The organism is Phycisphaerales bacterium (assembly GCA_016716475.1).
GTDB lineage: Bacteria > Planctomycetota > Phycisphaerae > UBA1845 > Fen-1342 > JADJWG01.
Genome location: JADJWG010000001.1, coordinates 1,550,785 through 1,575,862 on the forward strand (window position 1 = coordinate 1,550,785; position 25,078 = coordinate 1,575,862).

A 25,078-nucleotide genomic window follows, 5' to 3' on the forward strand; every position below is an offset into this window, starting at 1 on the left:
ACGGCGTCCGGCCCGCGGGCCGGACGTCGCGCCGGTGAACGGCGGTCGGCGTGGCCGCCTGCAACGACAAGGCAGAGGTGCAGCCATGACGCGACGTGGACGCGGGTTCACGCTGATCGAGTTGCTGGTGGTGGTGGCCATCATCGCACTCCTCATCTCCATCCTGCTGCCAGCTCTGAAACAAGCCCGCGATCAGGCCAAGAAAGCGGTCTGCTCGGCGAACCTGCGTAGCATCGCGCAGGCGACCATCAGTTACACGCTCGACAATCGGGATCGGGTCCCCGTGCACCAGGGCCCGGAGCCGGATTACGTCTATGTTCGCAACTCTTCAACGATCCAGGCACTCGGCAACGAGTGGCACCTGGGTGAACTGCTGATGCCCTACATGAACATGGATCCACCCGTGCGCGGCAACGCGGGGTTGAAATTTCGGGATGAAGATCTTGCGCTGTCGGCGCGCAATGGCAAAATCTTCTACTGCCCGCAGACCGGCAACGCGAACGGGGCAACGGCGAACTTCCCGACGTGGGGTAATCCGTCCACCTTCGGCAGCTTCATGGACTACGCACAATTCTGGGGCTGGATCGGCCCCTCGTCCATGCGCATCGGCGGCAAGCTGCAGGCGCTGACGGCTGACGGATTCTACCGCGTGCTGGATGACGATCAGAACGTCCTGCCGGGCGATCCCAACAATCCGAGTGATCAGTGGGCGCTGTACGAACTGCCTTTCAGCGCGGCGCGCCTCGATCATCGTCGCGTGCCCAACAGCAGCAGCGAAGTCCCGATGTACGGCGACTACCTCGCCAGTTTCAACCGCCTGGCGCCGCAGATCCGAACGGATTTTCAAGCCCAGCGCCTGCTGCCCGAAGCGGGCAACCACCCCTGGACCGGCCACACTCCCGGGAGCAGTCTGCGGGTGCAGGGCGGCAATTTCGCTTATGTCGATGGTCACGTCGAGTGGCGCACGCAGCGGCAGGTCCGGCCACGACTGCTTATTGATCGGGCCTTTACGGGCGGCTCAAACCGGCCGACCTACTGGTGGTAGTAAAAAACGTCGCGTCTGCCCGCCTCCCGCGGCGCGCAGGCCTAACCGAGAGAGAAGGAAGCGGTCATGAAGCGTATTGTGGGTCTTCTATGGGTGGGAGCGGCCGGCCTGGCCCTGTCGCTGAGCAGCGCCGCACGGGCCGATGATCATCCGTTCACCCTGGTGAACGTCGTGGATCTGTTCGAGTTGTTCTCGATCAGCGGTTTCGACAACGAGTTTGATCCCATTTCGCAGACACCCTCCAACTGGGCGGAATACTCCGCGGCCCCCCGGCTCGGGACAAACCCGTCGGTGGTCGCGGTGGCTGGGAGCCGGGCTTGGGTAGGAGGTTTCTACAACGGGGCGAACTTCAACCGTTTCGGCCCTGTCGATGCGAACCGCGCCGCCTGGTATGCCGCAACGGGTGTCGCGGAGGTCCGCGACATCTGGACCCAGTCCGGCTTCGGCGGCAACCATGTGCGCTACCCTGGCACATTGCAGGTAGGACCGGGCATCCTCAACACGGACTGGATGACCGGTATCGACTATGACGCTGCCCACAAGATTCTGTATGTGGCCTATGACGCCAACAACCCACCCAACCCTGCGATTCTGCCGAACGCCGGGCTACCGTGGCAATTCTACGAGAGCTATATTGCGGCCATCGACGCGGACGAGGACAGCCCGACGTACGGACAGGCCCTGTGGAAACGGCAGAATCCTCTCGCCGGTGTCTATCCCGGCACCAGCGTTGAGCAACGGCTGCTGGGCGGACTTGCGGTTGACAACCTTGATCCAACCTGGATCGTGCACCCGGTGCAGGGCTTCGGTACGCTCGCGCTTTTCAACACGCTCGATCCCAACGCCGGCCCACAACTGGTGTTCGTCACGGATGGCGAGCAGTTGCAGTGCGGCTCGACCGCCTTCCGGGGAACGCAGTTCCACCCCGTCACCGGGGAGTTTTACGCCCGCGTGCTGAACGGGATCCAGTATGTGCCCCGCGATACGCGGCAGCAGGTTGCGCCATTCCGGCCGTACGCACGCTTCATTCGCGAACCGAGCGCCGGCGGCAACGGCAGCGCGGACACCCTGGCCCAGGGTGATGATGAGCAGCTCGTACCGCTCGGCGCGTTGGTCGGTCCGTCGGAGAACATCATTGGCGTGGGGCCGAATGGCGTGCTCGACACCTTGCCGGCGGGTGACGACGTTCTCAGCACATCGGCTCTGGTGACCAGCCGTATCGTCGGCAATCCGGATGGCAATTGCCCGAATGATCCCGACGGCTTCCCCGCCGGCAACAACCCCCAGGGCCAGGGTCTGGCGGTGATCACGGCCGACGTATTGGCAGCCCTCGATGAGGATTGGCTGCTGGCGAACAACCGTGCGGTCTTCGGTGCAAATCAGGCGACCGACCTGCGTTTCTTCACGACCGCGGGTGACGAAACAGCGCGCCTCCTGCTGCCGTGTTCGCCCCTACCAGCCGTCAGCCCGGCGAGCGGCGTGGCGATCTACGACATGGACTACGACCCGGAGACGGGTACGCTGGTCGTGCTGGAGTTCGAACGCCGGCTGCTGTTCGTGTACCGTGCGCAGCTCGTCGGAGGGCCGATGATTCCACGTTTCGATTACACCCGGAACGGCGCGCTCAACCTGCGGGATCTGGCCGGCTTCCAGCTCTGCTTCACGGGGTCGGAAGCGGGCGGTACGCTCTCACTGACATGCATGCGTATGAACAGCAATGAAGACTGTGATGTGGATTTTGAGGACTTCCTCGCGCTGGTGGAGGTTTGGGATACACTCGGCGATGTGCCTTGACCGGTCGGTCTGCGCCGTTTCGAGGCGCAGTGCCGTGCGCAATGGGCGTGGCAGTGCGCGCCCTGGTAATCCATCCTGGAACCCGGCCGCGGTGAACCCGCGGTCGCTGGGAAGGTGGCGGGCATGAGCAGCGTGCTGACGCTTCCAAAGGTCGATGAACGCGATCCGACGCCCAAATACCTGCAGGCGCGGGAAATTCTGGTGCGCGCGATTCGGGGGGGCGTGCTGACGCCGGGGGCAAAGCTGCCTTCCACCAAGGAATTGAGCTCCCTGATCGACATCAGTCTGATTACGGCCCACAAGGCGCTCGAGGGGCTGGTGGAAACCGGCTGGTTGCGGCGCGAGGTGGGGCGTGGCACCTACGTACGTGACGACCTTGATCCCGCCCATTGGCACGAGACGTCGATCGGTATCGGGTTGCTTCTGGACCAGGCCGTCAACATCGACGACTACTACCACAGCACGATCATCAATCGCCTGCGGCGCGAAGCCCAGATGGACACACGGCGCGTGGATTTCTCCTTTCTCGATCGGCCGACCCCAGCGCGCAACCGGCGCGATATCGGGGCGATCTGGTTCCACCCGCCCCTCGACGCACGGCTTGAGGTTGAAAGATATGCGCGGCAGGCCCCGCTCGTCGTACTGGGCGGCACGGTGCCAGACGTGCCCGCAGCGGCCGTAGACTGCGACAACGTCAGCGGCGCGAAGGCGGCGATCCGGCACTTGCTCGAATTGGGCCATCGGCGATTCATGGTCCTGTCCGGACCCATGGTGCTGAGCAATTCACGCGACCGCGCGGTAGGGGCGCTGGATGAGCTGGCGGCCGCGGGGCTCTCCGTATCGCCCGTTGATCAGCCGATCTCGCTGGACAGCGTGGTGCTCGACGAGTCGACGCGCGCCCAGGTGGAAAACCGGCTGCGCGCGAGCGATGGTCCCACGGCCGTACTCGCGGGTGGTTTCTACCTCGCGCTGGCGGTGATGCAGTTGGCCCGACGCGCGTGGCGCAGCATTCCGACCGACCTATCCCTGGTTGGATTCGACGATCCCCAATCGGCACCACTGCTCGACCCCCCCCTGACAACTGTCCGACAGCCGCTCGGCGAAATGGCCGCACAGGCCTACCGGCTGATCTGCGAGGCGATTGCGAATCGCCGTTCGGTAGCGGGCACGGCCTGCACACTGCCGACCGAACTGGTGGTGCGCGGCTCAACCGGCCCAGTACTCCACGAGCGGTAGCACCGGGGGCGGAACCCTCAGCCCGCCCGGCCACTTGGGGGGCGGAAAGCGCCGGCACGATCGAGTAAACTGTTATCTTGGGGTGGTTTCGCGGCGAGCGGCCGCGGGATTTGGATGAGCTCAACCGAGAAGCCGCACCGGGGCGCGGTGTCGGCAGCGAATCAGGAGGATTCGGGCGTGGCAGTGGAGCTTGCGCAGCAACCGGCGGCACAATCGTCATTCACACTGTCCAGCCGAGTCGAGCAGATCGCCCTGGATAGCAGCGGATACGAACTGATCTATGGTCCGGAGGAGAAAATTCCTTCGATCGTGGTGCCGAACTTTCCGGCGCTGGGTCGGCTGACGGCCGCGCGGTTTCTGGAATGGGTACTCGCCAATCCCGAGGGGGTGGTGGCCCTGCCGACCGGGAAAACCCCGGAATACTTCATCAAGTTTACGCAACACTGGCTGCAAAACTGGGACAAGCGGGACGTACAGGAAGCGCTCGCAGCGGTGGGGGTGCCGACCGCACAGAAGCCCCGGCTCTCGGGTCTGCGTTTCGTGCAGATCGACGAGTTCTATCCCATCGACACCAAGCAGCACAACAGCTTCTACTACTTCGTCAACAAGTTTTATCTCAAGGGGTTCGGGATGAACCCGGACCGTGCGCTGCTGATCGATCCGAACGAGATCGGCCTGCCGCGCGGGCTGGCCTTGAAGGACGTTTTTCCGGATCTGGCGGTGGACCTGGCCCTGCGCGTGCGCAAAGCCACCAGTCTGCTGGAAAAGCGGCAACAGGAAGTGCTCAAGGCCGTCGATGAGTACTGCACAGATTACGAGCGTAAGGTGCGTGAGCTGGGAGGGATCGGCTTCTTTCTGGGCGGCATCGGACCGGACGGACACATCGCGTTCAACATCCGCGGATCAGACGTGTACTCCACGACACGCCTGCTCGATCCCAACTACGAAACGAAGGCGGGCGCAGCGGCCGACCTCGGCGGCATGGAGGTCGCCCGGCACAAGAGCGTGATCACGATCGGACTGGCCACGATCACATACAACCCGGCGGCGGTCGCCCTGATCATCGCCGCGGGTGAAGCCAAGGCGAAGATCGTGGCGCGAACGCTGCACAGTTCGGTTTCGAACGAGTTTCCTGGTTCGGTGCTGCAACTGCTGCCACAAGCCCGCTTCTACCTGACCAGTGGGGCCGCGGTGCGGTTGACCAACCGGCTCTTTGTCGAGTTGCAGCGCCGCGAGACGGTGCTCGACGAGCAATTGCACCGCATTGTGATGGATCTTTCACTCAACTGCCGCAAACCGATCCGGCACCTGCGCCGCGATGAGTTTCTCGACGATCGCTTCGGCGCTGAGCTGTTGCGGAAAACCGGCCTGAACCATGAACAATTGTGTGCCAAGACCGAGGAGCGCGTGCTCGAGAACCTGCGCCGCGGGCACGCCCCGGTGGAGCACAAGACGCTGCTGCACACCGCGCCGCACCACGATGACATCATCCTGGGCTACCTCCCCTATGTGACCAATGCCGTGCGCCGCCGCAGCACGAAACACTGGTTCGCGTATCTGACGAGCGGTTTTAACGCGGTCACAAACAGCTACATGTACAGCGTCATGCAGGATTTGCACGAACGGCTGGAACGCGGCGCCTTCCGCCCCCTGATGGAAACAGACTTCTTCGACCCGAAGAACCGCCTCGCCCGCCGGCTGGATACTTCACACTTCCACCAGGGCGTGGCCAGCATGCGCGAGGAACTGAAGGCCGAGGCCACGGCGCAGCGCCTGCTGCGCAACCTGATCGAACTGTACGAGGACGACAACCTCACCAACATCCAGCAGCGTCTGGCCGAACTGCGGAATTACTTCCTGACGCAATACCCCGGGAAGAAGGACATCGCCGTCGTGCAGCAGCTCAAGGGGCGCATGCGCGAATTCGAGTCCGACCTGAAATGGGCCTACTACGGATTCACCGGGGAGGCCGTGCGACACCTGCGACTGGGCTTCTACAAGGGTGATATCTTCACCGAGCCACCCACGATCGACCGCGACGTGCTGCCGGTCCGCGATCTGCTGCTCGAGGTCAATCCGGACATCGTGACGTGCGCCTTCGATCCCGAAGGAAGTGGTCCGGATACGCATTACAAAGTGCTGCAGGCCGTCGCCGCCGGCTTGAAGATGTACCAGGAGCAGGCGGCCCGCATGGATATCCGCGTCCTCGGCTACCGTAACGTGTGGTTCGAGTTTCACCCGTCCGAGGCGAACCTGTACGTGCCGAGTTCATTGACCCACATGAGCGATCTCGAGGCCTGCTTCGAGACCTGCTTTGCAACGCAGCGCACGGCCTCGTTCCCGAGCTACGAGCTCGATGGCCCGTTCTCCAAGCTCGCCCGGAAGATCCAAGCCAAGCAGTTCGCCCAGGTCAAGACCTTCCTCGGCGAGGACTTCTTCGTGTACAACGAGGACCATGGTCTGCGGGCGGCCTGTGGGATGGTCTATCTGCGGGAGATGAGCACGGCTGAGTTCTTCTCAAACGCCGCCGAGCTCAAGCATCGCGCCGAAGACCGCTGACGCCGCGCCAGACCGGGACCGACCGTGAGGAAGCAGCGCATGGCGATGGTGGCCGCCGAGATCTCGATCCGTCCGGGAACGCCACGCGACCTCGCTGCCGTGCATGCCCTTTTCACGGCAGCCCTGGAATTTGACCGCTTTGGACCGGAGCTTCTGGCCGAGAAACTGTTCGCGAATCCCCGCCCGGCGGAACAGTCCTACGCGCTGTACCTTGCGGAGGCCGGCGGACAACTGCTCGGCGCGCTGCAGGGTGTGTCTCGACCGGCGTTGAGACGCGGCTGGTTGGGGCTCTTCGCCGTGGCGGCGGCGCACCGCGGCCGGGGCGTGGCCACAAAACTGTTTGCGCGGGTGCGGTCCGACTGGAGTGCGGCCGGCATCGCGTCCGCCGAAGCCCTCGCCCAGCCGGGGAACTATTTCACACCGGGACTCGATCCGCGCTACACGGCGGCGCTCGGCTGGCTGGAGCGCCAGGGTTTCCGCAAATTCGGCGATTGCGTCAACCTGTGCGCGGATCTCCGCGGCGCGCCATTCGAAACGGCCGGTGACGAGACTCGTCTCGCGCAGCAGGGCTTCGTCGTGCGACGGGCCACGGCAGAAGACGGCCCGCTGCTCGATACCTTTTTCGCGGCGCAATTCGGGGCGGAGTGGCGCCTGGAAACCGAATTGGCCCTGCGCCGCGCGCCGCCCGCGCTGCATCTGGCACTGCGCGACAACACCGTCATCGCCTTCAGTGCACATTCCGGACAGAACCGGGAGTGGGGCTTTTTTGGTCCGATGGGAACCACCCCGGCGGCCCGCGGCACCGGCCTCGGACGCCTGCTGTTGAAGCGATGTCTGAATGATCTGCGGGCAGCGGGTCATATCACGGCCGTCATTCCGTGGGTCGGTCCCATCACCTTTTATTCACGGGCGGTGCCCTGCCGGGTCGAGCGCGTGTTCTGGCGCTACCGGCTGGACCTGGCATCACCGGAGGTGGAGCGTTGAACTCAAATATGGTGGTTGGCAGGGGCGACAAGAGGAACCCGTGCAGCACGTGCTGGGCCACCACGGGAATCACGACACTGCTGGGGTTCGTACTGGGTTTGAGCGGTTGCGCGGCGGCACCACGAGAGGAAACCCAGCCCAACCGTCACACCACCTCACCGACCGCGCCGGCCGCCACGGCGGGCGCCGCCCTGGCCGACCGCCCACTGTACCAGTTCGCCGAAGAAGAGTTCGACGACTATCTGCCTTGGCTGCTGGCGGCTCGGCCAGTACTGACCGACCGCATCGTCCACCTGGCGCGACAAGGTCTCGGACAACCATACGAAATCTATCTGCTCGGCGAGTTCCCTTTCGAATGGCACGACCCGGATCCGATCTACTGCCTGACGCGCAGCGACTGCGTGACATTCTGTGAGCATATTTATGCCCTGGCGCTCAGCCATGACTGGTGGTCCTACCTGCGCACGCTGCAGCGCATTCGCTATCGTGACGGCATCGTCAGCATGCTCACCCGTAATCATTACACGGTTGCCGATTGGAATCGCAACAACGCCTACCTCTTTGAGGATCTGACCAGCGCGCTCGGCGACGGAGCGGTGGCCGTATCGTTGCAGCAAATCTGTCGGCGCGCCAACTTTTTCGCAAAGTTCGGGATCGGGCAGGACATCCCCGATGAGCCGATCCGCGACGCGTATCTCCCGAAGGGGCGTGTCCACGAAATTCTGTCCGAACTGCGCGACGGAGACTTCGTCAACATCATCCGCGGTGACGCCGATTCGCAGTGGGCGGGGCACACGGGCCTGATTGTCCATGGACCCGACGGCACAGTGCATTTTCTGCATTCGGCCCGTCCGGAGGTGCGCGAAGAGCCGCTGCTCGACTATCTCGCTTCGGACCGGCGCTGCGTGGGCATCAAGATCCTGCGCTTGTGGCCAGATGCGGAGGCCCGCATGGCGGCGGCGCTTGAATCGCCGGACGCGACGCCGATTTCGCGGGCCAGCGTGCAGGCAGCGCTGGCGCGCAGCCCGCTGATGAACACCGGCGCCCCGCCCACCTATGCCCTTGACTGGAGGGGTGCGATGCAGATGCAGGCCTACCGTCTGGATCACGATACTCCGGTGGATCATGAATTGCAGGCCGCACTGATCGCACTCGACCGGCGGCTCGGGGCGGAATTCGACATTCCCGACGAGCAGCGCGCGTGCGGCATGCTCGATCTCCGTACCCAGCGGCTCGCGCTGGTTCGCCCGGACGAGATGTTCTACGGGGCGAGCGTACCGAAGATCATCATTGCCGGGGCGTATTTCGCGAAGTATCCAGAAGCGGCGGCCACACTCGACCCCGAAACGGAGCGCGAGCTGGAGCTGATGATCAAGCGTTCGAGCAATGAGCTGGCCGCGAAATACAGCCAGCTCATCGGGCTCGAATTCCTGCAGTCCTTTGTCCAATCGCCAGAATACCGCTTCTATGACGCCGAACGGGGCGGCGGACTCTGGTGCGGCAAGCATTACGGCCTCGATGCGCCGCGCAACGGTGATCCGCTGCACGATCATTCGCACGGTGCCACCGTCCGCCAGTGCCTGCGTTACTACCTGCTGATGGAGCAGGGCAAATTGGTGAGTGCCACCGCCAGTGCTCGACTGAAACGCATCTTCGCAGCTCCCGCGCTCGACTTTCACAGCCACAACTTCGTCGGCGGACTTCGCGGACGCCACCTGACCCTGCTGCGCAAGAGCGGCCAGTGGGAGGACTGGCACCTCGACACCGCCCGCGTGCAGCACGGTGATCTGCTTTATCTGCTCGCCGCGATGGTTCATCATCCGCGCGGCCAGGAATACCTGGCGGCACTGGCCGCCGGCGTGGACGATCTGCTGGGCGGCTCACGTAGCGCCCCCCCGGCCTACCATCAAACCTTGCATCATACGCGGCCGATGGATTTCGCCGCCGGTACGCGGCTGTACGCGGACTTCGCCGAAGATGTGCTCACGCTGCGTCCCGCGGAGAATCTCGCGGCTGTGTACGAGTCTCCGGTGTGGACAGCGCCGTTTCCGTTCAACGAGGCGCTGTTGTCATGGAATCTGACCGTCCCGGAAGGTGCGCAGGTCGCGATTGAGATACGGGTCGGCTGGCACTACGACGACTCGTGGTCACCCTATCTGCACGTCGGATTTGCCGGGGCGGAGCCGCCGGATCTCAGTGCAGCCGTGTTCGCCTATCGCGGTGGCAAGATCGACGTGGATTACTTCGTTTCCCCGGAGCGCTACGACCGTGTCCAGTACCGACTCCGTGCGTTGGCGCCAACCGCCACCGCTGTAAGGGTCGAGCGCATGGACTTGACACTGTCCGATACGACCGGCTTGCCCCTGGCGACGCCCCGGCCGGGATCCCTGTCACCGCACTTCACGTTGCCTCCCGGGGACGCACGGGGTCGGCTGCCCGTACCCTTTCACAACCAGCGCACGGAGCGCGAAGAATTGTTTGGCCGACTGTGCAGCCCGGCTTCGGTGAGCATGGTGCTCGCCTATCGCGGAGTAGACAGCAGCACACTTCGCGTCGCCCAGGCGGTCTACGACCCAGTGCACGACATTTACGGCAATTGGCCGCGACAGGTACAAGCGGCATGGGAATTGGGGGTGCCTGGCTACCTGACGCGCATCGCGGACTGGGCCACAGTGGAGCACTACCTCGCGTCAGATCAACCCCTGATCGCGTCGATCCGAGTGGAGCGGGAGGGGCAATTGCGCAATGCCCCTTATGGTGCGATCGGTGGGCACCTCATCGTTCTCACGGGTTTCGATGCCGAAGGCGGCGTGTACGTCAACGATTCGGGCCGGTCGGACCCGGAGGTCGGGCAACGCGTTTACTTGCGTACGGATCTCGAAGATGTCTGGATGCGTGGATCGGGCGGGGTCACCTACATCCTGGAAAAGCCGCGCGAGTAGGCGGAAGTGTTGCCAGGGCGCCTGTTCGTGCCGGACGAGACAAGCCCCTTGGCCGGAAGCCCCTCCCGGCAAGGAGGGGTTGGGGGAAAGTGAGAAGCCGCTGAGAATCTCCAACTCCCGACCCCATCCCAGGGGAGGAGGCCGCTGGGTTCGTTACTACCCCGCGTTGAACCACGGCAAGCCAATGGCCGGGTCCTGGAGGCAGATTTCGAATGCCACGAGGTATTCGTACCACCAGAACATCAGGCCCCCAAAGCAAATGACAAGCCCCCAAAGCGCAGCTTCAGATTGCCAGCAGCGTCGGAAGCGATAAAGCACGAACGCGCCGAGACCGAAGAGCACCAGCTTGTAGAGGGTGAGCCCACCGGGCATGTCGATGAAAGGTTGCGCCAGGAGGTTGGCCTCTTCAAAGTTCCCACGGGAAGCATGGATCTGGGTCAATGCCAGATCGACAGCATTGAACACGGCCAAGGCCGCCAGCAAAGCGATCGTACGGAATGAGCGGTCATGCTGGGGGAAAACCCGCACAGCGAGTGAACGCGCCAGGCGAACCAAGAGTCGCTGCTTCCAAGTAGGCCGTCGCATCGGACAACTGCATCCTTTCAGTACACCGAGATCGCTCCCGCCTCATCGCCTTCCAGTTTGATACGCGACAATCAAGAGTGACACTCATCAAATCTTAACAAAATTATAGCACTAAGCTCACAATTGAGCGGGAACGGATTGCAACCCGCGTCTATCACGGGTCCCGGGTTGTCAGGTCAGTATGAGGACGTATCGGCGAATCCGGCCGATTTCCTGAAGCGGGGACAGCCCCGTCCGGTGCGCACCATGGCTACTTGGGGTTGTCGAGCCAGGAGTGGTGGGCTGCGCCGACGCCGTGCAATGGGGGACCAGGGGGTAAGGTCAGCGCTTCGGGGACGGACCGCGGCGCGGCGCGGCCGCACGAGTCGTCCGGCGCCGCTGCGGACGCGGCCCAGGTTGAGGGGTTTCGCGCGGTTCGGGGTCATGGTCCGGGTCCGCGGGAATCAGCGAGTGTCCGGCATAATGCCGCTCCAGCGCGAGTCGGTGGGCATCCACATAGAACCGCACGAGATTGTTCCAGTCGAAGTGCCCACCGCGACTCTCCACCTTGTTGCGCAGGGCGATGCGTTCACGGCGCTGCATCTGCGTCAGCAGGTGCAGCCATTCCACGACCTGTCCCACGGTCGCATTGAAGTTCACACCCTTCCGGCGGCACACGAACAAGCCGTGCGAATCGTGCTCGGGAATGTGTTCCATCAGGTAGTGACCGAAACCGCTCAGGTCGCTGGTGATCGCCGGCACGCCACGCACGACACATTCCAGTGGCGTGTAGCCCCACGGCTCGTAGTAAGACGGAAATACGCCGATATGGCAGCCACGCACAAACTGGTCATAATCCATGCCGAGCAGGGGGCTCGTGGCCGTCAGAAAATCAGGATGGAAGACGACCTTCACACGGTCGCTTTCAAGATTCAGTAACCGCCGGTGGCGCAAATGGCAGAGCACCGGATCGTGGGCATCGTCGATCAGATCGTGGGTTACGATCGTCGGCGGTGGGCCCGAACGCCAGGCGTACAGCATGCGCTTGAGGCGCACGGTGGCGTATTCATCGAGCAGTTCGTTCAGACTGGGTAAACGGCCGGTGGCGACGATGTGCAGGAGTTTCTGGCCCATCTCGTCTTGGATGCGCTGGCAGGTGTCGCGCAACTCATTGAACATGGCCTGCCGATTGAGCGTTTCGACATTCAAGGCCCGGGTAGCGGCACGCGTGATGATGAACGCGACCACTGTCATCGGCGAGTTCTCCGCCCGCATACGGCGGTTCAGCTCGTAAAGCGCTTCGATAAAAACATCGAGGCCTTTATTGCGGTATTCATAGCGCCCGGCAGTGAAGAGATAGAGCGTACGATCAAGGTCAAAAGTGTAGCTGGGGAAGAAGTGCCCCATCACGAATTCGTGGATGTGCTGTTTGCATTCGCGGTGAAGAATCTGAAACTCGTGCGGAGCGGCAAATCTTTCAATGTTCAGCCCGTTGGGCAGCAGGACCTCCGCCCGGCGGCCGAGAAAGTGCTCCGCTTCGAGCGCCGTGATGCCGGAAACGGTCGTGAAAACGTCCGCGCTGACGGCGGCGGAGCCCTCCAGTGCGTGACGATGCGAGAAACCATGCCGTTCGGCAATGGCGCCAGCATTGATTTCGCCCATCTGGTCGTAGATGTTCGCGTTCGCGGCACACAGGTTACGCCCCGCGAGCGTGGCATGCGTCGTGAAGACGGTTGCAACCCTAGCATTCAGGAACCGCAGGCGCGGAACCGCGGCGGCACCCTGCCATTCGTGGAAGTGTGCCAACAGGGCCACCGCCGGGAGCTGCCGCCCCAGGGCCTGCAGGAAATCCGTCACAAAGGCCCCGAAGAGTACGATTTCATCAAACTCGTAGTCGCCCGCCGGCGAACTGATACCGTTGTCCTTCCAAAGGAAGTACTTGGTCTCGGCCAGGCGCGACGCCAGCGAGGCAAGGTCGACCAGAATGACCTGCGGCCGGCCGGAGATCAGCCAACGACCGAAGTGCAGCCGCACGCCGGTTCGGGCAAAAGCTGCGAAGACCTGCGCGAGCTGCTCCGACGGGGGGTGCGGTTCGAGTTCCACACGGGCGGAGGCCTCGCGATAGGGTCCGATGAGAAAGTAGCGATCCTCCCAGCGGCGAACCGTGGCCGGCGCTTTGCTGCGCAGCACCGTGTAGATACCCCCCGCCTGGGCACAGACCTCCCACGCCACCTCGAAAAGTAATGCGGCCTCGGGGAGCGCGAGGGTCTGGTCGGTCTCAGGAATGGCGCCGTTGCGATTGCCGGCCATCGTCTTCCCAGTTCGCGTGCAGACGCAGCAGGATGCGGCCGCGACGCGCGGAGCGACGTCCAGAGGCCGCCTTGGTGACTTTATCGGCGTTCACGGGGTTGTGCCAGATCAGCACCTGACGATTGCGCACACCCGGCGCCCCTGCCATTCTGCCATCGGTCCTTGACCCGGCGGGCCGTTCTCGACGAGACAAGGAGCGGTTCGTCGAAACCGAGAAGGCTTCCTGCGACGAATGGCAGCGGGCCGACAATAATGTCTGTACACTGCCCGGCGCACGGGCCGGACAAACCGCAATTACCCCGGTCCCGGGCGCTGCCCTTGCCTGGACAGCCGGTTGGGCAGCGGGATGCGGGTCCGTGGTCAGGCCGGTGTAACAGCCCGATGTAGGTCCGGCGGCTGGAGTGGGTCTGGCCGAGATCCGGTGGCGTACAGGCATCCGGGCGCAGTGGAAGGCGCATGCTCGAACTGTTCTGGATCATCGCGGCTCCGTTCATGGCCGTAGCACTGGTCCCGTGGCTGCGGAATGTCCTGCGTGGGCTGACCGGGTACGCGCTGGCCCTGGTACCAGCGGGTATCGTCTGGGTAGTGGCCGGACATCTGCCGCTGGAGCCGGATACGGCACCCTCGCTGGTGTGGTCGTGGCTGCCGGAATTGGGGGTCCAGTTTGCCCTCCGGATGGACGGACTGTCAGCCCTGTTTGTGCTGATGATCGCGGGAATCGGGGCACTGATCCTGATTTACGCCGGTGGCTACATGGGCAGCGACCCGCGCGCGGCGCGGTTGTACGGCTTGTTGCTGGCATTCATGGGTTCGATGCTGGGGGTGGTCCTGAGCGATGACCTGATCACCCTGTTTGTATTCTGGGAACTCACGAGCATTACCTCGTTCCTGCTGATCGGCTTCAATCACGAACAAGAGAAATCACGGGCTTCGGCCCTCCAAGCGTTGCTCGTCACGGGCGGTGGCGGCCTGGCCCTGCTCGCGGGGCTGATCCTGCTGAGTATCGCCGCAGCGACGGCGGACGGTGCCGGCCTGACCGAGTTCGGACGGATCTCCGCCATCCTGTCGCTCGACCTGCGGGCGCATCCCCTGTATCCGGCCGCCCTCGTTCTCATCTTGCTCGGGGCCTTTACGAAATCGGCGCAGTTTCCATTCCACTTCTGGCTGCCGAACGCGATGACGGCACCTACGCCGGTAAGTGCCTACCTGCACTCGGCGACGATGGTGAAGGCCGGCGTCTTCCTGCTGGCACGGCTGCAGCCCGGGCTGGGTGACACGTTGTTATGGACGGTCATCGTGACGTCGGTCGGCGCAATCACCATGCTGAGCGCGGCAGCGATGTCCGCTGGGCAGCGCGATCTGAAGCGGATCCTGGCGTATACGACCGTCAGCGTGCTGGGCACCTTGACGATGCTGATCGGATTGGGGACGGACGCCGCCCTCAAGGCGGCCGTGGTGTTCGTCGCCGCACACGCTTTGTACAAGTGCGCGCTGTTCATGGTGGCGGGCAGCATCGATCACGAAACCGGGACGCGTGATGTCACGCGCCTGGGCGGGCTCTTCGGCCTGATGCCGGTGACGGCGCTTGCCGCCCTGCTGGCGGCACTGAGCCAGGCCGGCGCCCCGCCGATGTTCGGTTTCATCGGCAAGGAATTGCTCCTCAAGGCCAAGCTGGACCTGGAATGGGTCGGGGCACTACTGATCATCGTGGCAGTGCTCACCAACATCTTCCTGATCGCAATGGCCCTGGTCGTGGCCGTGTGGCCGTTCTATGGTCGGCGGTTGGCGACCCCCAAGCACGCGCACGAGGCCCCGCTGGCGATGTTGATCGGACCGGTCGTGCTGTCCGTGGGCGGACTCTTCGTGGGGTTGTTTCCAGCCGTGTTTGACCAGACCCTCGGACCAGCGGCGGTATCAGCGATCGCCGGACACGTGGTCGCCATGGAGCTGCACCTCTGGCACGGCATGAACCCCGCCGCACTGACCGCATTGGCCATCAGCGCGGTAACGCTCGTGCTGGGCTTCGTGCTGTTTGCGCGGCTGCATCACTTCTTCGAGCACCTGGTGGTGGTGGGCCACCGGATCGAGCGGGCAGGACCCGCGCGCGGCTACGAGCTCGCCTTGGCCGGTGTGCTGCAATTGGCGGCGGGCGTCACGGGCCTCCTGCAATCCGGCCATCTCCGCCGCTACGTCATGGTGGTCGTATTGGTGCTCGTAGCCCTGCTGTGCGTCCCGGTCGTACGGAGTGTGCCGGCGGCGTTTACCGACGAGCTTTGGTCCATCTACTGGCACGAGGCCACGCTTGCGGTCGTGGCGTTGCTGTCGGCGGCCTTCGCCACGCGGTCACGGTCACGGCTCAGTGCGGTCGCGTTCCTGGGGGTGACGGGGATCTCGATCGCCCTGCTGTTCGCCCTCCTGAGCGCCCCCGATCTCGCCATCACGCTGGTCATGGTGGAGATCCTTACCGTGATTCTGTTCGTCTTTGTCTTCTACCACCTGCCGCAGCTCAAGGCCCTGCGAACCCCGCGCGAACGCGCGCGCGATGCGCTCTATGCCAGCGCGGCGGGTCTCGTGATGACCCTGCTGGTGCTGGCGTCGACGGCCGTACCGCTCGATTCCGAGCTGGCGCGCTACTACGCGCAGAACAGCAAACCGGCCGCACACGGTCGTAACATCGTGAACGTGATCCTGGTGGATTTCCGGGCCCTGGACACGCTTGGCGAAGTCACGGTTCTGGCCGTCGCGGCGATCGGGGTGTTTGCTCTGCTGCGGTTGCGGCGCCGCACGCGGAGGGCGTCGGCATGAATGTGCAGTCGCTGATTCTGCGTACCACGGCCGGCTTTCTGCTGATCCTGCTGATGGTGTACTCGATCTTCATCCTGCTGCGCGGGCATAACGAACCCGGCGGCGGCTTCATCGGCGGGCTGCTGATTGCAGCCGGCTTTGCGCTCTATGCGCTGGCGTTCGACGCGGCGGCGGCGCGGCGCCTGCTGCGCATTGACCCGCGGCTGCTTCTCGGAGTCGGCCTGCTGATCGCGGCGGCCAGCGGTGCGCGGGCACTGGTACTCGCGGAACCGTTCATGCAGGCCTGGTGGTTCCCCGTGATGATTCCCGGCGTCGGCAAGATCGGCACCGTGCTGATGTTTGATATCGGCGTGTACCTGACGGTGCTCGGCACCGCGCTGCAGATCCTGCTGACACTGAGCGAGGAATAGGCATGTTCATCCTGCTCGCGGTTGTGGTCGGCGGGCTCTACGCGCTGGGGCTGTACCTGCTTCTGGCGCGCAGCATTGTGCAACTCATCTTCGGATTGGTGCTCCTGAGCCACGCTGCAAACCTGCTGATCTTCACGGCCGGGGTGCCCGTGCGCGGCAACCCGCCGCTGATCCGTGAGGGCGAACTGCTGCCTCCCGAGGGCTTCGCCGATCCGGTGCCACAGGCCCTCGTGCTCACGGCGATCGTCATCAGCTTTGCGGTCACGGCTTTCGCAGCAGTACTCGTGAAGCGCGTGTACCAGGCCGTCGGCACCGATGATTCCGACGAAATGACCCTGACAGAGCGATAGATCAACTCGCATGCATACGATGCTCGTACTGCCGATTCTGATTCCGCTGCTGACCGCGGCGCTCTCACTGCTGCTCCAGGCACGGCCCGCCTGGCGGGTATGGCTGGGGGTGGGCGGCGCCGCCGTGCATCTCGCTTCGGGCGTGGCACTGCTCGTACTGATCTGGACTCATGGCGTGCAGGCCACCCAGGTCGGCAACTGGCCCGCGCCTTTCGGCATCACACTGGTTGCGGATCTGTTCAGCGCGCTCATGGTGCTGATTGCCACCCTGATGGGCTTCGTGGTCGCGCTGTATTCGCTCGGTGATATCGGCATCCGTCGGCAGCGCTTCGGTTATTTTGCCTTGCTCCAGATTCTACTCATGGGCGTTTGTGGATCGTTTCTCACGGGCGACCTGTTCAATCTGTTCGTCTGGTTCGAGGTCATGCTGATCACCAGCTTCGTGCTGCTCGCGCTCGGCGGTGAGCGGGCCCAGATGGAAGGCGCCTTGAAGTACGTCACACTCAACCTGTTCAGCTCGGCGGTGTTTCTCTCCGGCGTCGGCATCCTCTACGGCAGCGTCAGTGCCTTGAACATGGCGGATCTCGCCCAGAAACTGCCCGTGCTGGCCGAGAGTCACCCCCACCTCGTGCTGGCTGTGAGCAGCATGTTCCTGCTGAGTTTCGGGATTAAGGCCGGCGTGTTCCCGCTCTTTTTCTGGTTGCCGGCGAGCTACCACACCCCCCCACCGGCGGTATCCGCGATTTTCGCGGGCCTGCTGACCAAGGTCGGCGTCTATGCGCTGCTGCGGGTCTTCACGCTAGTCTTTCCGCTCAGTCCGACGATGTACGGCCTGATCCTCGCCGTCGCCGCCCTGACAATGGTGACCGGCGTCTTCGGCGCCGTGACCCAGATGGAGATGCGCCGTATCCTCAGTTTCCACATCATCAGCCAGATCGGTTACATGGTGATGGGCCTGGGTCTGCTCTGCACGCCTGATCCGGCCATCCGCCGACTCGCCCTGGCGGCGGCCGTGTTCTACATCATCCACCACATCATCGTGAAGACGAATCTCTTCCTCGTCAGCGGGACCGTACGGGCGCTGCGCGGGACGGATGATCTCAAGCCGCTGGGAGGACTCGCAGTTGCACTGCCCTGGCTCGCGGTGCTGTTTCTGATTCCCGCCTTCAGTCTGGCGGGCGTGCCGCCACTCTCCGGCTTCTGGGCCAAACTTGCTGTGTTGCAGGCCGGCCTGCAGGCGGAGGCCTATTGGGCGGTCTTCGCAGCCCTGTTCGCCGGGCTCCTTACCCTGCTGAGCATGGTGAAGATCTGGAATGAGGCCTTTTGGAAAGTCGCCCCCGAGCGCACCACCGACTCGGTACCACACCTGCCGCCGAGCCGCCGACGGCTCACACTGCTGGTCGTCCCCAGCATCCTGCTCGCCGCGCTCACACTGTTCATCGGCGTGTATCCACAGGGGCTTTTCCGGCTCGCGGAGCGCGCCGCCGAACAGATGCTGAACCCGACCGAGTACATCACGGCCGTCGGTGTGCCGCCCTACCGCCCACACCTGATCGACGCTCCACCCGCTGATCCTGCCGCGTACGCGGTGCCGGAGACATCACCGTGAGTGCCCTGTTTCTCAACCTGCTGCTGGCGGTCATCTGGGCCGTGGCCACCGGCAATGGCGAGATCGCGAACCTCGTGGTCGGGTTCGTCGTCGGTTACCTCGTGCTCTGGTGGGTACGACCGCTATTCGGCGATTCGGCCTACTTCCGGAAGCTGCCGCAGGGTTTGGGTTTTCTGCTTTTCTTCCTCTGGGAAATGTTCAAATCCAACCTGATCGTCGCGTGGGACGTGCTCACACCTCAGGTCCTGCGGCGCCCCGGAATCGTGGCCGTACCGCTCGACGCACGCACGGATACGGAGATCACGCTGCTGGCCAACATCATCTCGCTCACGCCGGGAACGCTGAGTCTGGATGTTTCCGATGATCGCAGCGTGTTGTACGTGCATGGCATGTTCGTGGACGATCCAGCGGCCTTCCGCCAGTCCATCAAACAGGGTTTTGAGCGACGCCTGCTGCAGTTGCTGCGATAAGCGCGGGTCGGGAGAGTTGCGATGGATCTGCCGCTCTACACCGTCATCATGCTGACCATCCTCTCGGTCGCCTTTCTGCTGGCGTTTATTCGGCTGGCAATCGGTCCCAGTCTGCCGGACCGGGTCATGGCGCTGGATGTCATGGCGGCGATCGGTGTGACGATGACAACGCTCTACTCCGTGACGCGCAATTTGCCCGTCTTTCTCGACGTGGCCATTGTGCTCGCGCTGGTGAGCTTCGTCGGGACCGTGGCGCTGGCGCGCTACCTGGAAAAAAGGGTCTGAATCGTGCCGCACTGGTCCTTCTACCTGGCGCTGGTATTGGAGCTGACGGGCGCAGCTTTTGTACTGATTGCCGCGCTCGGCATCCTGCTGATGCCCGATCTCTACAACCGCATGCAGGCCGCAAGCAAGGCCGCCACGCTGGGCACCGCAGCGATGGTGCTCGGGGCAGCAGTCCATTTCGCCGATGTCGGCGTGGCGGTGCGGGCCGTCATGGTGGCGGCGTTCCTCTTTCTGACGGCCCCCATCGCCGCCCACATGCTGGCACGGGCGGGCTACCTGGCGCGCGTGCCCCTGTCGAGCGACACAACGATCGACGAACTCCAGGGCCGCTACAACCGCACCACCCACGCGCTCGCCAGCCGCGGTGAACCCGATTCGCTGACCGGTGTGCCGCGGTCGGAGGCGGACAGGGTGGAATCCCCGGAGCAGCCGTAGCCCTCGCGTCGGAGGTCAGCATGTCGGGTTTGTTCACGGGCACGCCCTGGGAGCGACCGGTCACGTGTGAAGTGTGTCACCGGCCGCGCGCGTCTTGCGCGTGTCCGCGCAACGCCATGGGCACGCACTGTCCGCCGGCCCAGCAGGCGGCCCGCGTGCGACGTGAGCGGCGGCGCGGCAAAATGGTAACGATCGTCACGGGGCTCGATCCGGTCGCGAGTAATTTGCAGGCGCTTCTGAGGGAACTGCGTACCCTTTGCGCCGCCGGCGGGACCGTCACGGAAGGAACCATCGAGGTACAGGGGGATCATCGCGATCGAATCATCGCGCTGCTGCACGAGCGCGGCTATCCGGCCCGGGCAGCGGGTGGATGAGCGTTGCCGCTTACTTCAGCTCGACGTTCCAGTACGCGTAATCCAGGAACTGCTTCCAGCTCGCATACTTCGCATCCGACATCTTCACGGTCAGAATCGGAGAACGCCGCGGCTTGACCGGGTGGTTGATCAGCGTCATGTGGGCCTGCTCCGGCGTGCGGCCACCCTTCTTGACGTTGCACCTGACGCAAGCGCAGACGATGTTTTCCCAGGTGTTGCCGCCACCCTGGGAGCGTGGCGTCACGTGGTCCAGACTAAGCTCCTGCGTGGGGAATCGCTTCCCGCAATACTGGCAGCGGTTCTGATCCCGCGCGAAGAGATTGCGCCGGTTCAGCTTGACACCCGCAGCCGGCAAACGATCGTACCCCAGCAGCCGGATGATTTTGGGCACGGCAATCTGGAAATGGACCGTGCGAATCCAGTCGTGCTTCTCCGGTTCGAACTGTCGCCGCGCCTGACTGACCTCAACCCAGTTGTCGAAGTCGTACGAGAGGTACTGCCCGTCATGAACGAAGACGACCTCTGCGAGGTTGCGATACAGCATCGTCAGCGCCCGGCGCGCATTCACCACCCGTACCGCCATGTACAAGCGGTTGAGTAACAAGACATTGGCGCTCAGGGCCGATTCTGCGGCAATCATGCCACACCTCAATGCACTACGGCTTGCGCTCGAAACGCCGGGCCGCCCGCTAATCTTAGCGATGCAGCAAGCTGCGTGGCAACGTAAATTCCCGGTGCAGGAGCATCGCACCCGTCCGGACGAGCGCTCCCAGACCTTCGTCAGCACATCCTGAACCCCGTGAACCGGACTGCGTTCGCTTGCACTTTGCGCCCCCAGCGCGATAAAACCGCAGCATGCTCGCCACGGATGAATTTTCGAAGCATCCCGTCCCTGCTGAGTCGAGCACGTCACCACGTCCCTGGATGCGGGGCACCGTGCTCATTCTGGCGATACTCCTCGTGGGCGTGCCGGATCTCGATGCCCCCTGGTCACCGGGGCGCGAGCAGACCCATCTCGCCAATCATCCGCTCATCCACCTGTTCTCCGGAGACAGTGAAGTCCCGTTGCTTTCACAAATGCAACGCGCGCTCCGCGATCCCGAACTTAGCGCCGGCGCCGGACCCCTGGGGTGGGCGGCCTATGCGGTGCAGTGGTCGCTTTCAGACGGGGACCCGCTGGCCCTGCGCGGCGTGGACCTCCTGCTGCATGCTGCGAACGCTCTATTACTCTGGTGGTTGCTGACACATTTACTTGCCCATGCAGCGGGCAACGGCACCACGCCACAGCCCGTGCTCGCTTGGTGGCTCGCACTGGGGTGGGCGTTGCATCCGGCCTTGCTGCCAGCGTACGCCGTCGATGCCCCACGGCCGCAATTGCTGGCGGCGTTGCTGGGGCTTGGCGCGTTGTGCGCCTGTCTCCGGGCCATGCCACCGCCCCATTCTTCAAAGGTATCCTCCGACGGGACACCAACGGTGCGCAACGTTTTGTGGACGGGCGCACTCGCCTGTGCCGTACTTGCCCAGGGTTTCGCACCGCAACCTGTGTGGCTGTTTCTCCTGTTGACCATCGAACTGACCTGCCGCGGTGGGCACCGGGCGTGGCGCGCTTGGCGCAGCTACCTGCTCCTCCTGCTCGGTTTCGGCTCCACCGTCGGGTATATCCACATGTACCGTGGCAGCTTTCCACCGGAGTGGTTGGTTACCCTGTGGGCGGTCGGGCATGCCTTGCGCGCGGCCGTATGGCCCTTTGGACTCACCCCCGATGCCCTCGTCGCACCGTCTCTACACTGGGGTGCGGTGCTCCCGCTGCTAGGGATTGTCACCCTGATCGTTTCGATCATCATGGCGCTCGCCGCGGCCCGTCGCGGTCAGACCCGCGCCGCAACGATCGGCTGGATCTGGTTCGGCGCCGCCCTGATAACCGGCGTACACGGCACCCGCACGGCTGAAACCGTGACGAACGCTGCGCTCTACATGCCGCTGATGGGGGCCGCACTTGTACTTGGCGTGGCATTGGAGCGACTTCGTGCCGCAGTGGCGCCGGCCACGCGCCAAGGGCTCCTGAACTGGCACGCCGGCTGGCTTCGGCTGGCCGTACTGCTACTGGCAGTCGTGTCGTTTCTTGATGTGCAAAGCGCTCGCAACGGCATCCCCCGGGCTGAGCAATTACGCGGCGACAGCGATGACCCACGGGCCCATTGGCGGCTGGCGATCGCGCTCGACGATGCTGCCCAAGGTGTGCTGTCACGCTCCGTATTTGCGGCGGTGCCGGCTGAGGCGCGCGACGCTCTCCCAAACTATTTTCGGGATCGGTGGCGCCAGGTATTGCACGCAGCCGCGGCATCGAAACGACTCGATGAATGCCTGCCGACACCGGCGGCACGGGCGACATTTCACCGCCGGCTGTCATTCGCGTTTCAGCGCGCGGGCGATGGGGTGGCCTGTTTAAGCCAAGCCGAGGCGGCCAGGCAGATTGAACCAGAAGCTCATCTGAGTTGGCTGCGTCTGGCTCAGGCCTACCAGATGCTGCGCGACTTCAACGCGGCGGCAACGGCTTACGCTTCGGCTGGCGAGTGTCTGCCAGCGGATCCGGCTGCTCGTCTGACCTTCGAAACCAACTACGGCTGGCTGCTCATGTTCGATCTCGGTCGCGCTGCCGAGGCCTGCCCGCATTTTGAGGCCGCCGTAACAGCAGCACGGAGCGGAAATCTGCCCACACCCCCGGACACGTGGATCGGGATAGCCCGTTGCGAGGTGCGCTTCGGTTCGGGTGAAACTGGCTATCGCCTGATCATGGAGGTGCTGCGTCAACTCGATCCGGTTGTCCAGCCGACGCTGTACCTGGCGGGTGGATTGGTCCTGGCCGAATATCACCTGCGCAGCCATCACTGGGCCGAAGCATGGCGCGTGTATCGATCCGTCCTGGCTGATCATCCCACCCAGTACGAAGCCCTGCGCGGTTTTCACGAAGTCTGTCTCCAGATGGATCAATTGGATGCAGCCCTGACCGCCTGGCGCACTGCCGCGCGGCTGGAGCCGGGCGATCGCAACTTCAGGTCTTACGCGGTTTGGACAGCGGCCCTTGCGCGTGACCCCAGTACAGGCCCCATGGCCGATCGGCTACTGCTCGACGATCGGGACAATCCGTTGGCGTGCTACTCACAGATGCTGATTGCCCTACGGACCGGTGCGGTGGATCGCGCCTGTGAATGGACAAGCCGGGCGACCTTGGGAACCCCCTTGCCTGAGGCCCGTGCGTCTCTGCGAGCGGCCGCCTCCCTGCGTCTACTCATGGAACGTAGCCAGCTTCCGGAAGAGGCCGTTATCGTTTGGGCAAGCATACATGAGGCCACAGAGTTTCCGGAGGCCGACAAACTGAAGGTGGCCGAGCAGTTGGCCGACTTCCGCAGCAGCCACCCGGACAGCCCGTGGGATGGGCTGGCCGCAAGCGTTCACGCTCGACTTCTCGGACTCGACGTCGGAAAAGCACCATGAATTTTCGTACCGGGTGAAGATTTTGGGGGAAGTCTTGGTTGAAACTATGGCAAGCCGGGGTATACTGCTATGCAGCGAAAGAGCATTCAAACTGACGGTAAAACGTCACTTGAACACAACCTCTTTCGTCACAACAACTTGCTTCCACTCGCTGCGGCACCCTTAGACCGCGCCAATACCCACAGGGTGCCGCACGCCTTATAAATGGACCCCGCGAGATACGTTGAACTTCCACCTAACATCGCGTGGGTTCATTCTTGTCGGGCGCGGTTCCAAGCTGATGATTTCACCAAACCGTCACAACTCCCTGCGATGCGGCTTACCACCCTCCGGATGCACTGACTTGGCCGCAACCTGCGGTTAAGCTTCTGCTGTGTACGCGACGAAGCGAAAACACGCACCCAAGCAGCCCGTACGGCGCATTCGCCATACCTGGCTTTATGCACTGCCCGGCGGAGAACTACCGGCACACCTGTGGGTCGCCGGACGACGCTACGACCTTGCCCACACCTTCAAACACGACTTTTTCGCCGCTACCGGCCTTTATCGCAGCAATACCGAAAAGGTCGTCGCCAAGTTCAACCGGCGCAGTCCCTTCTTTGGCATTCCGCTGCTCTGGATCGGACGACTCCTGGGTCGCCACGAAGTCCACCTCTATCAGCAAGCCCACGACCTGCGCGGGGTACCGCGACTACTCGCGGCGATCGACGATACGGGTTTGTTGCACGACTTTGTACCCGGGCGACCACTGGGGCGGCGTGAAGCCGTGTCCGACACGTTCTTTGATGATTTGCTGGAACTCTTGCAGACCCTTCATCGCCGTGATATTGCATACGTCGACCTCAATAAGCGCCAAAACATCCTCGTGGGGGACGACGGTCGGCCCTATCTGATCGACTTCCAAATCTCTTTGCACCTGCCACCGGTGGGCTGGCGTGCCTGGCGACCGGTACGCTGGGTGCTGCACCATTTCCAGCACGGCGATTATTACCACTACCTGAAGCACAAGCGCCGGTTGCGCCCCGACCTCCTGACGCCAAGCGAAGTGGCGGTGCTCGACCGGTTGAATCTCGGAATACGACTGCACCGCTGGTGTACTCGGCCTTTGACGCATCTGCGCCGCCAAATCCTGCGGCTCCTGAACGCCGGCCAGGCCTCGGAGGTGGCCGGCTCGGACGCGAAATGATCTCCGGGCGGAACAGGCGATTGCTGGCTAGCACACTAGCCCTCGAATGCGGCGCGGGGTAAACTCCGGCGTCGCGGGTAGTCCATACCAGGCGCCCACGACGGGACTTTGGATCGATCACAGTGCCGGTGACCGCTCACGCAGCCGAATTCCGCGCACGGAGGCGCGAACGGCGCGATCAGGCCGACTGCGAGCGCACGGACGGTGCGATGCGGCGGCGGGGCG

At 63.6% G+C, this 25,078-nt stretch carries 19 protein-coding genes; 16 read left to right on the top strand and 3 right to left on the bottom strand.

What is annotated here, in order from left to right:
• Positions 1–85: 85 nt before the first annotated feature.
• The 6 genes from IPM18_06345 (at position 86) to IPM18_06370 (ending at position 10,560) form a co-directional block, all read left to right on the top strand.
• Positions 86–1,045, top strand: a complete 960-nt coding sequence (locus tag IPM18_06345) for a type II secretion system protein (protein MBK9119208.1) — start codon at positions 86–88, stop codon at positions 1,043–1,045.
• A 66-nt stretch (positions 1,046–1,111) separates the two neighbouring features.
• Entirely contained in the window at positions 1,112–2,839 is a 1,728-nt protein-coding gene (locus tag IPM18_06350; GenBank protein ID MBK9119209.1) for a hypothetical protein, read from the top strand.
• 123 nt (positions 2,840–2,962) lie between these two features.
• Positions 2,963–4,075, top strand: a complete 1,113-nt coding sequence (locus IPM18_06355) for a GntR family transcriptional regulator (protein ID MBK9119210.1) — start codon at positions 2,963–2,965, stop codon at positions 4,073–4,075.
• 225 nt (positions 4,076–4,300) lie between these two features.
• A complete protein-coding gene (locus IPM18_06360; protein MBK9119211.1) occupies positions 4,301–6,634 on the top strand; it encodes a glucosamine-6-phosphate deaminase in 2,334 nt (777 codons plus the stop codon).
• Between the two features lie 39 nt (positions 6,635–6,673).
• Positions 6,674–7,618, top strand: coding sequence for a GNAT family N-acetyltransferase (locus IPM18_06365; GenBank protein MBK9119212.1), 945 nt, complete (start codon positions 6,674–6,676; stop codon positions 7,616–7,618).
• Between the two features lie 8 nt (positions 7,619–7,626).
• Positions 7,627–10,560, top strand: coding sequence for a DUF1460 domain-containing protein (locus IPM18_06370; protein ID MBK9119213.1), 2,934 nt, complete (start codon positions 7,627–7,629; stop codon positions 10,558–10,560).
• A 156-nt stretch (positions 10,561–10,716) separates the two neighbouring features.
• On the opposite strand, the gene IPM18_06375 is transcribed toward IPM18_06370, so the two are convergent.
• Complete coding sequence (locus tag IPM18_06375) at positions 10,717–11,145, bottom strand: hypothetical protein (protein ID MBK9119214.1); 429 nt, start codon at positions 11,143–11,145, stop codon at positions 10,717–10,719.
• Between the two features lie 321 nt (positions 11,146–11,466).
• Positions 11,467–13,434, bottom strand: a complete 1,968-nt coding sequence (locus IPM18_06380) for a glycogen synthase (protein ID MBK9119215.1) — start codon at positions 13,432–13,434, stop codon at positions 11,467–11,469.
• A gap of 456 nt (positions 13,435–13,890) precedes the next feature.
• On the opposite strand from IPM18_06380, the gene IPM18_06385 reads away from it, so the two are divergent.
• The 8 genes from IPM18_06385 to IPM18_06420 are packed head-to-tail and all read left to right on the top strand — an operon-like array spanning position 13,891 to position 20,172.
• Positions 13,891–16,239: a DUF4040 domain-containing protein gene (locus tag IPM18_06385; GenBank protein ID MBK9119216.1), complete on the top strand. Its 2,349-nt coding sequence runs from the start codon at positions 13,891–13,893 to the stop codon at positions 16,237–16,239.
• Complete coding sequence (locus IPM18_06390; GenBank protein ID MBK9119217.1) at positions 16,236–16,649, top strand: Na+/H+ antiporter subunit B; 414 nt, start codon at positions 16,236–16,238, stop codon at positions 16,647–16,649. The genes IPM18_06385 and IPM18_06390 overlap by 4 nt, the downstream gene beginning before the upstream one ends.
• Positions 16,650–16,651: 2 nt before the next feature.
• Positions 16,652–16,999, top strand: coding sequence for a Na+/H+ antiporter subunit C (locus tag IPM18_06395; GenBank protein MBK9119218.1), 348 nt, complete (start codon positions 16,652–16,654; stop codon positions 16,997–16,999).
• 10 nt (positions 17,000–17,009) lie between these two features.
• Positions 17,010–18,608: a Na+/H+ antiporter subunit D gene (locus tag IPM18_06400; protein MBK9119219.1), complete on the top strand. Its 1,599-nt coding sequence runs from the start codon at positions 17,010–17,012 to the stop codon at positions 18,606–18,608.
• Complete coding sequence (locus tag IPM18_06405) at positions 18,605–19,078, top strand: Na+/H+ antiporter subunit E (protein MBK9119220.1); 474 nt, start codon at positions 18,605–18,607, stop codon at positions 19,076–19,078. The genes IPM18_06400 and IPM18_06405 overlap by 4 nt, the downstream gene beginning before the upstream one ends.
• Positions 19,079–19,099: 21 nt before the next feature.
• A complete protein-coding gene (locus IPM18_06410) occupies positions 19,100–19,363 on the top strand; it encodes a cation:proton antiporter (protein MBK9119221.1) in 264 nt (87 codons plus the stop codon).
• Between the two features lie 3 nt (positions 19,364–19,366).
• Positions 19,367–19,798, top strand: a complete 432-nt coding sequence (locus IPM18_06415; GenBank protein MBK9119222.1) for a monovalent cation/H(+) antiporter subunit G — start codon at positions 19,367–19,369, stop codon at positions 19,796–19,798.
• A gap of 20 nt (positions 19,799–19,818) precedes the next feature.
• Entirely contained in the window at positions 19,819–20,172 is a 354-nt protein-coding gene (locus IPM18_06420; protein MBK9119223.1) for a translation initiation factor, read from the top strand.
• 10 nt (positions 20,173–20,182) lie between these two features.
• On the opposite strand, the gene IPM18_06425 is transcribed toward IPM18_06420, so the two are convergent.
• Positions 20,183–20,812 carry an HNH endonuclease gene (locus IPM18_06425; GenBank protein ID MBK9119224.1) on the bottom strand — a complete coding sequence of 210 codons (630 nt, stop codon included), beginning with the start codon at positions 20,810–20,812 and terminating at the stop codon, positions 20,183–20,185.
• Positions 20,813–21,108: 296 nt separating this feature from the next.
• On the opposite strand from IPM18_06425, the gene IPM18_06430 reads away from it, so the two are divergent.
• Positions 21,109–23,667: a hypothetical protein gene (locus tag IPM18_06430; protein MBK9119225.1), complete on the top strand. Its 2,559-nt coding sequence runs from the start codon at positions 21,109–21,111 to the stop codon at positions 23,665–23,667.
• A gap of 373 nt (positions 23,668–24,040) precedes the next feature.
• Positions 24,041–24,853 carry a hypothetical protein gene (locus tag IPM18_06435; GenBank protein ID MBK9119226.1) on the top strand — a complete coding sequence of 271 codons (813 nt, stop codon included), beginning with the start codon at positions 24,041–24,043 and terminating at the stop codon, positions 24,851–24,853.
• Positions 24,854–25,078 lie beyond the last annotated feature (225 nt).

Coding starts and splice junctions, on each gene's coding strand:
- IPM18_06345 (MBK9119208.1), top strand. CDS start 86: ATGACGCGACGTGGACGCGGGTTCACGCTGATCGAGTTGCTGGTGGTG.
- IPM18_06350 (MBK9119209.1), top strand. CDS start 1,112: ATGAAGCGTATTGTGGGTCTTCTATGGGTGGGAGCGGCCGGCCTGGCC.
- IPM18_06355 (MBK9119210.1), top strand. CDS start 2,963: ATGAGCAGCGTGCTGACGCTTCCAAAGGTCGATGAACGCGATCCGACG.
- IPM18_06365 (MBK9119212.1), top strand. CDS start 6,674: ATGGCGATGGTGGCCGCCGAGATCTCGATCCGTCCGGGAACGCCACGC.
- IPM18_06370 (MBK9119213.1), top strand. CDS start 7,627: ATGGTGGTTGGCAGGGGCGACAAGAGGAACCCGTGCAGCACGTGCTGG.
- IPM18_06375 (MBK9119214.1), bottom strand. CDS start 11,145: ATGCGACGGCCTACTTGGAAGCAGCGACTCTTGGTTCGCCTGGCGCGT.
- IPM18_06380 (MBK9119215.1), bottom strand. CDS start 13,434: ATGGCCGGCAATCGCAACGGCGCCATTCCTGAGACCGACCAGACCCTC.
- IPM18_06385 (MBK9119216.1), top strand. CDS start 13,891: ATGCTCGAACTGTTCTGGATCATCGCGGCTCCGTTCATGGCCGTAGCA.
- IPM18_06390 (MBK9119217.1), top strand. CDS start 16,236: ATGAATGTGCAGTCGCTGATTCTGCGTACCACGGCCGGCTTTCTGCTG.
- IPM18_06395 (MBK9119218.1), top strand. CDS start 16,652: ATGTTCATCCTGCTCGCGGTTGTGGTCGGCGGGCTCTACGCGCTGGGG.
- IPM18_06400 (MBK9119219.1), top strand. CDS start 17,010: ATGCATACGATGCTCGTACTGCCGATTCTGATTCCGCTGCTGACCGCG.
- IPM18_06410 (MBK9119221.1), top strand. CDS start 19,100: ATGGATCTGCCGCTCTACACCGTCATCATGCTGACCATCCTCTCGGTC.
- IPM18_06420 (MBK9119223.1), top strand. CDS start 19,819: ATGTCGGGTTTGTTCACGGGCACGCCCTGGGAGCGACCGGTCACGTGT.
- IPM18_06425 (MBK9119224.1), bottom strand. CDS start 20,812: ATGATTGCCGCAGAATCGGCCCTGAGCGCCAATGTCTTGTTACTCAAC.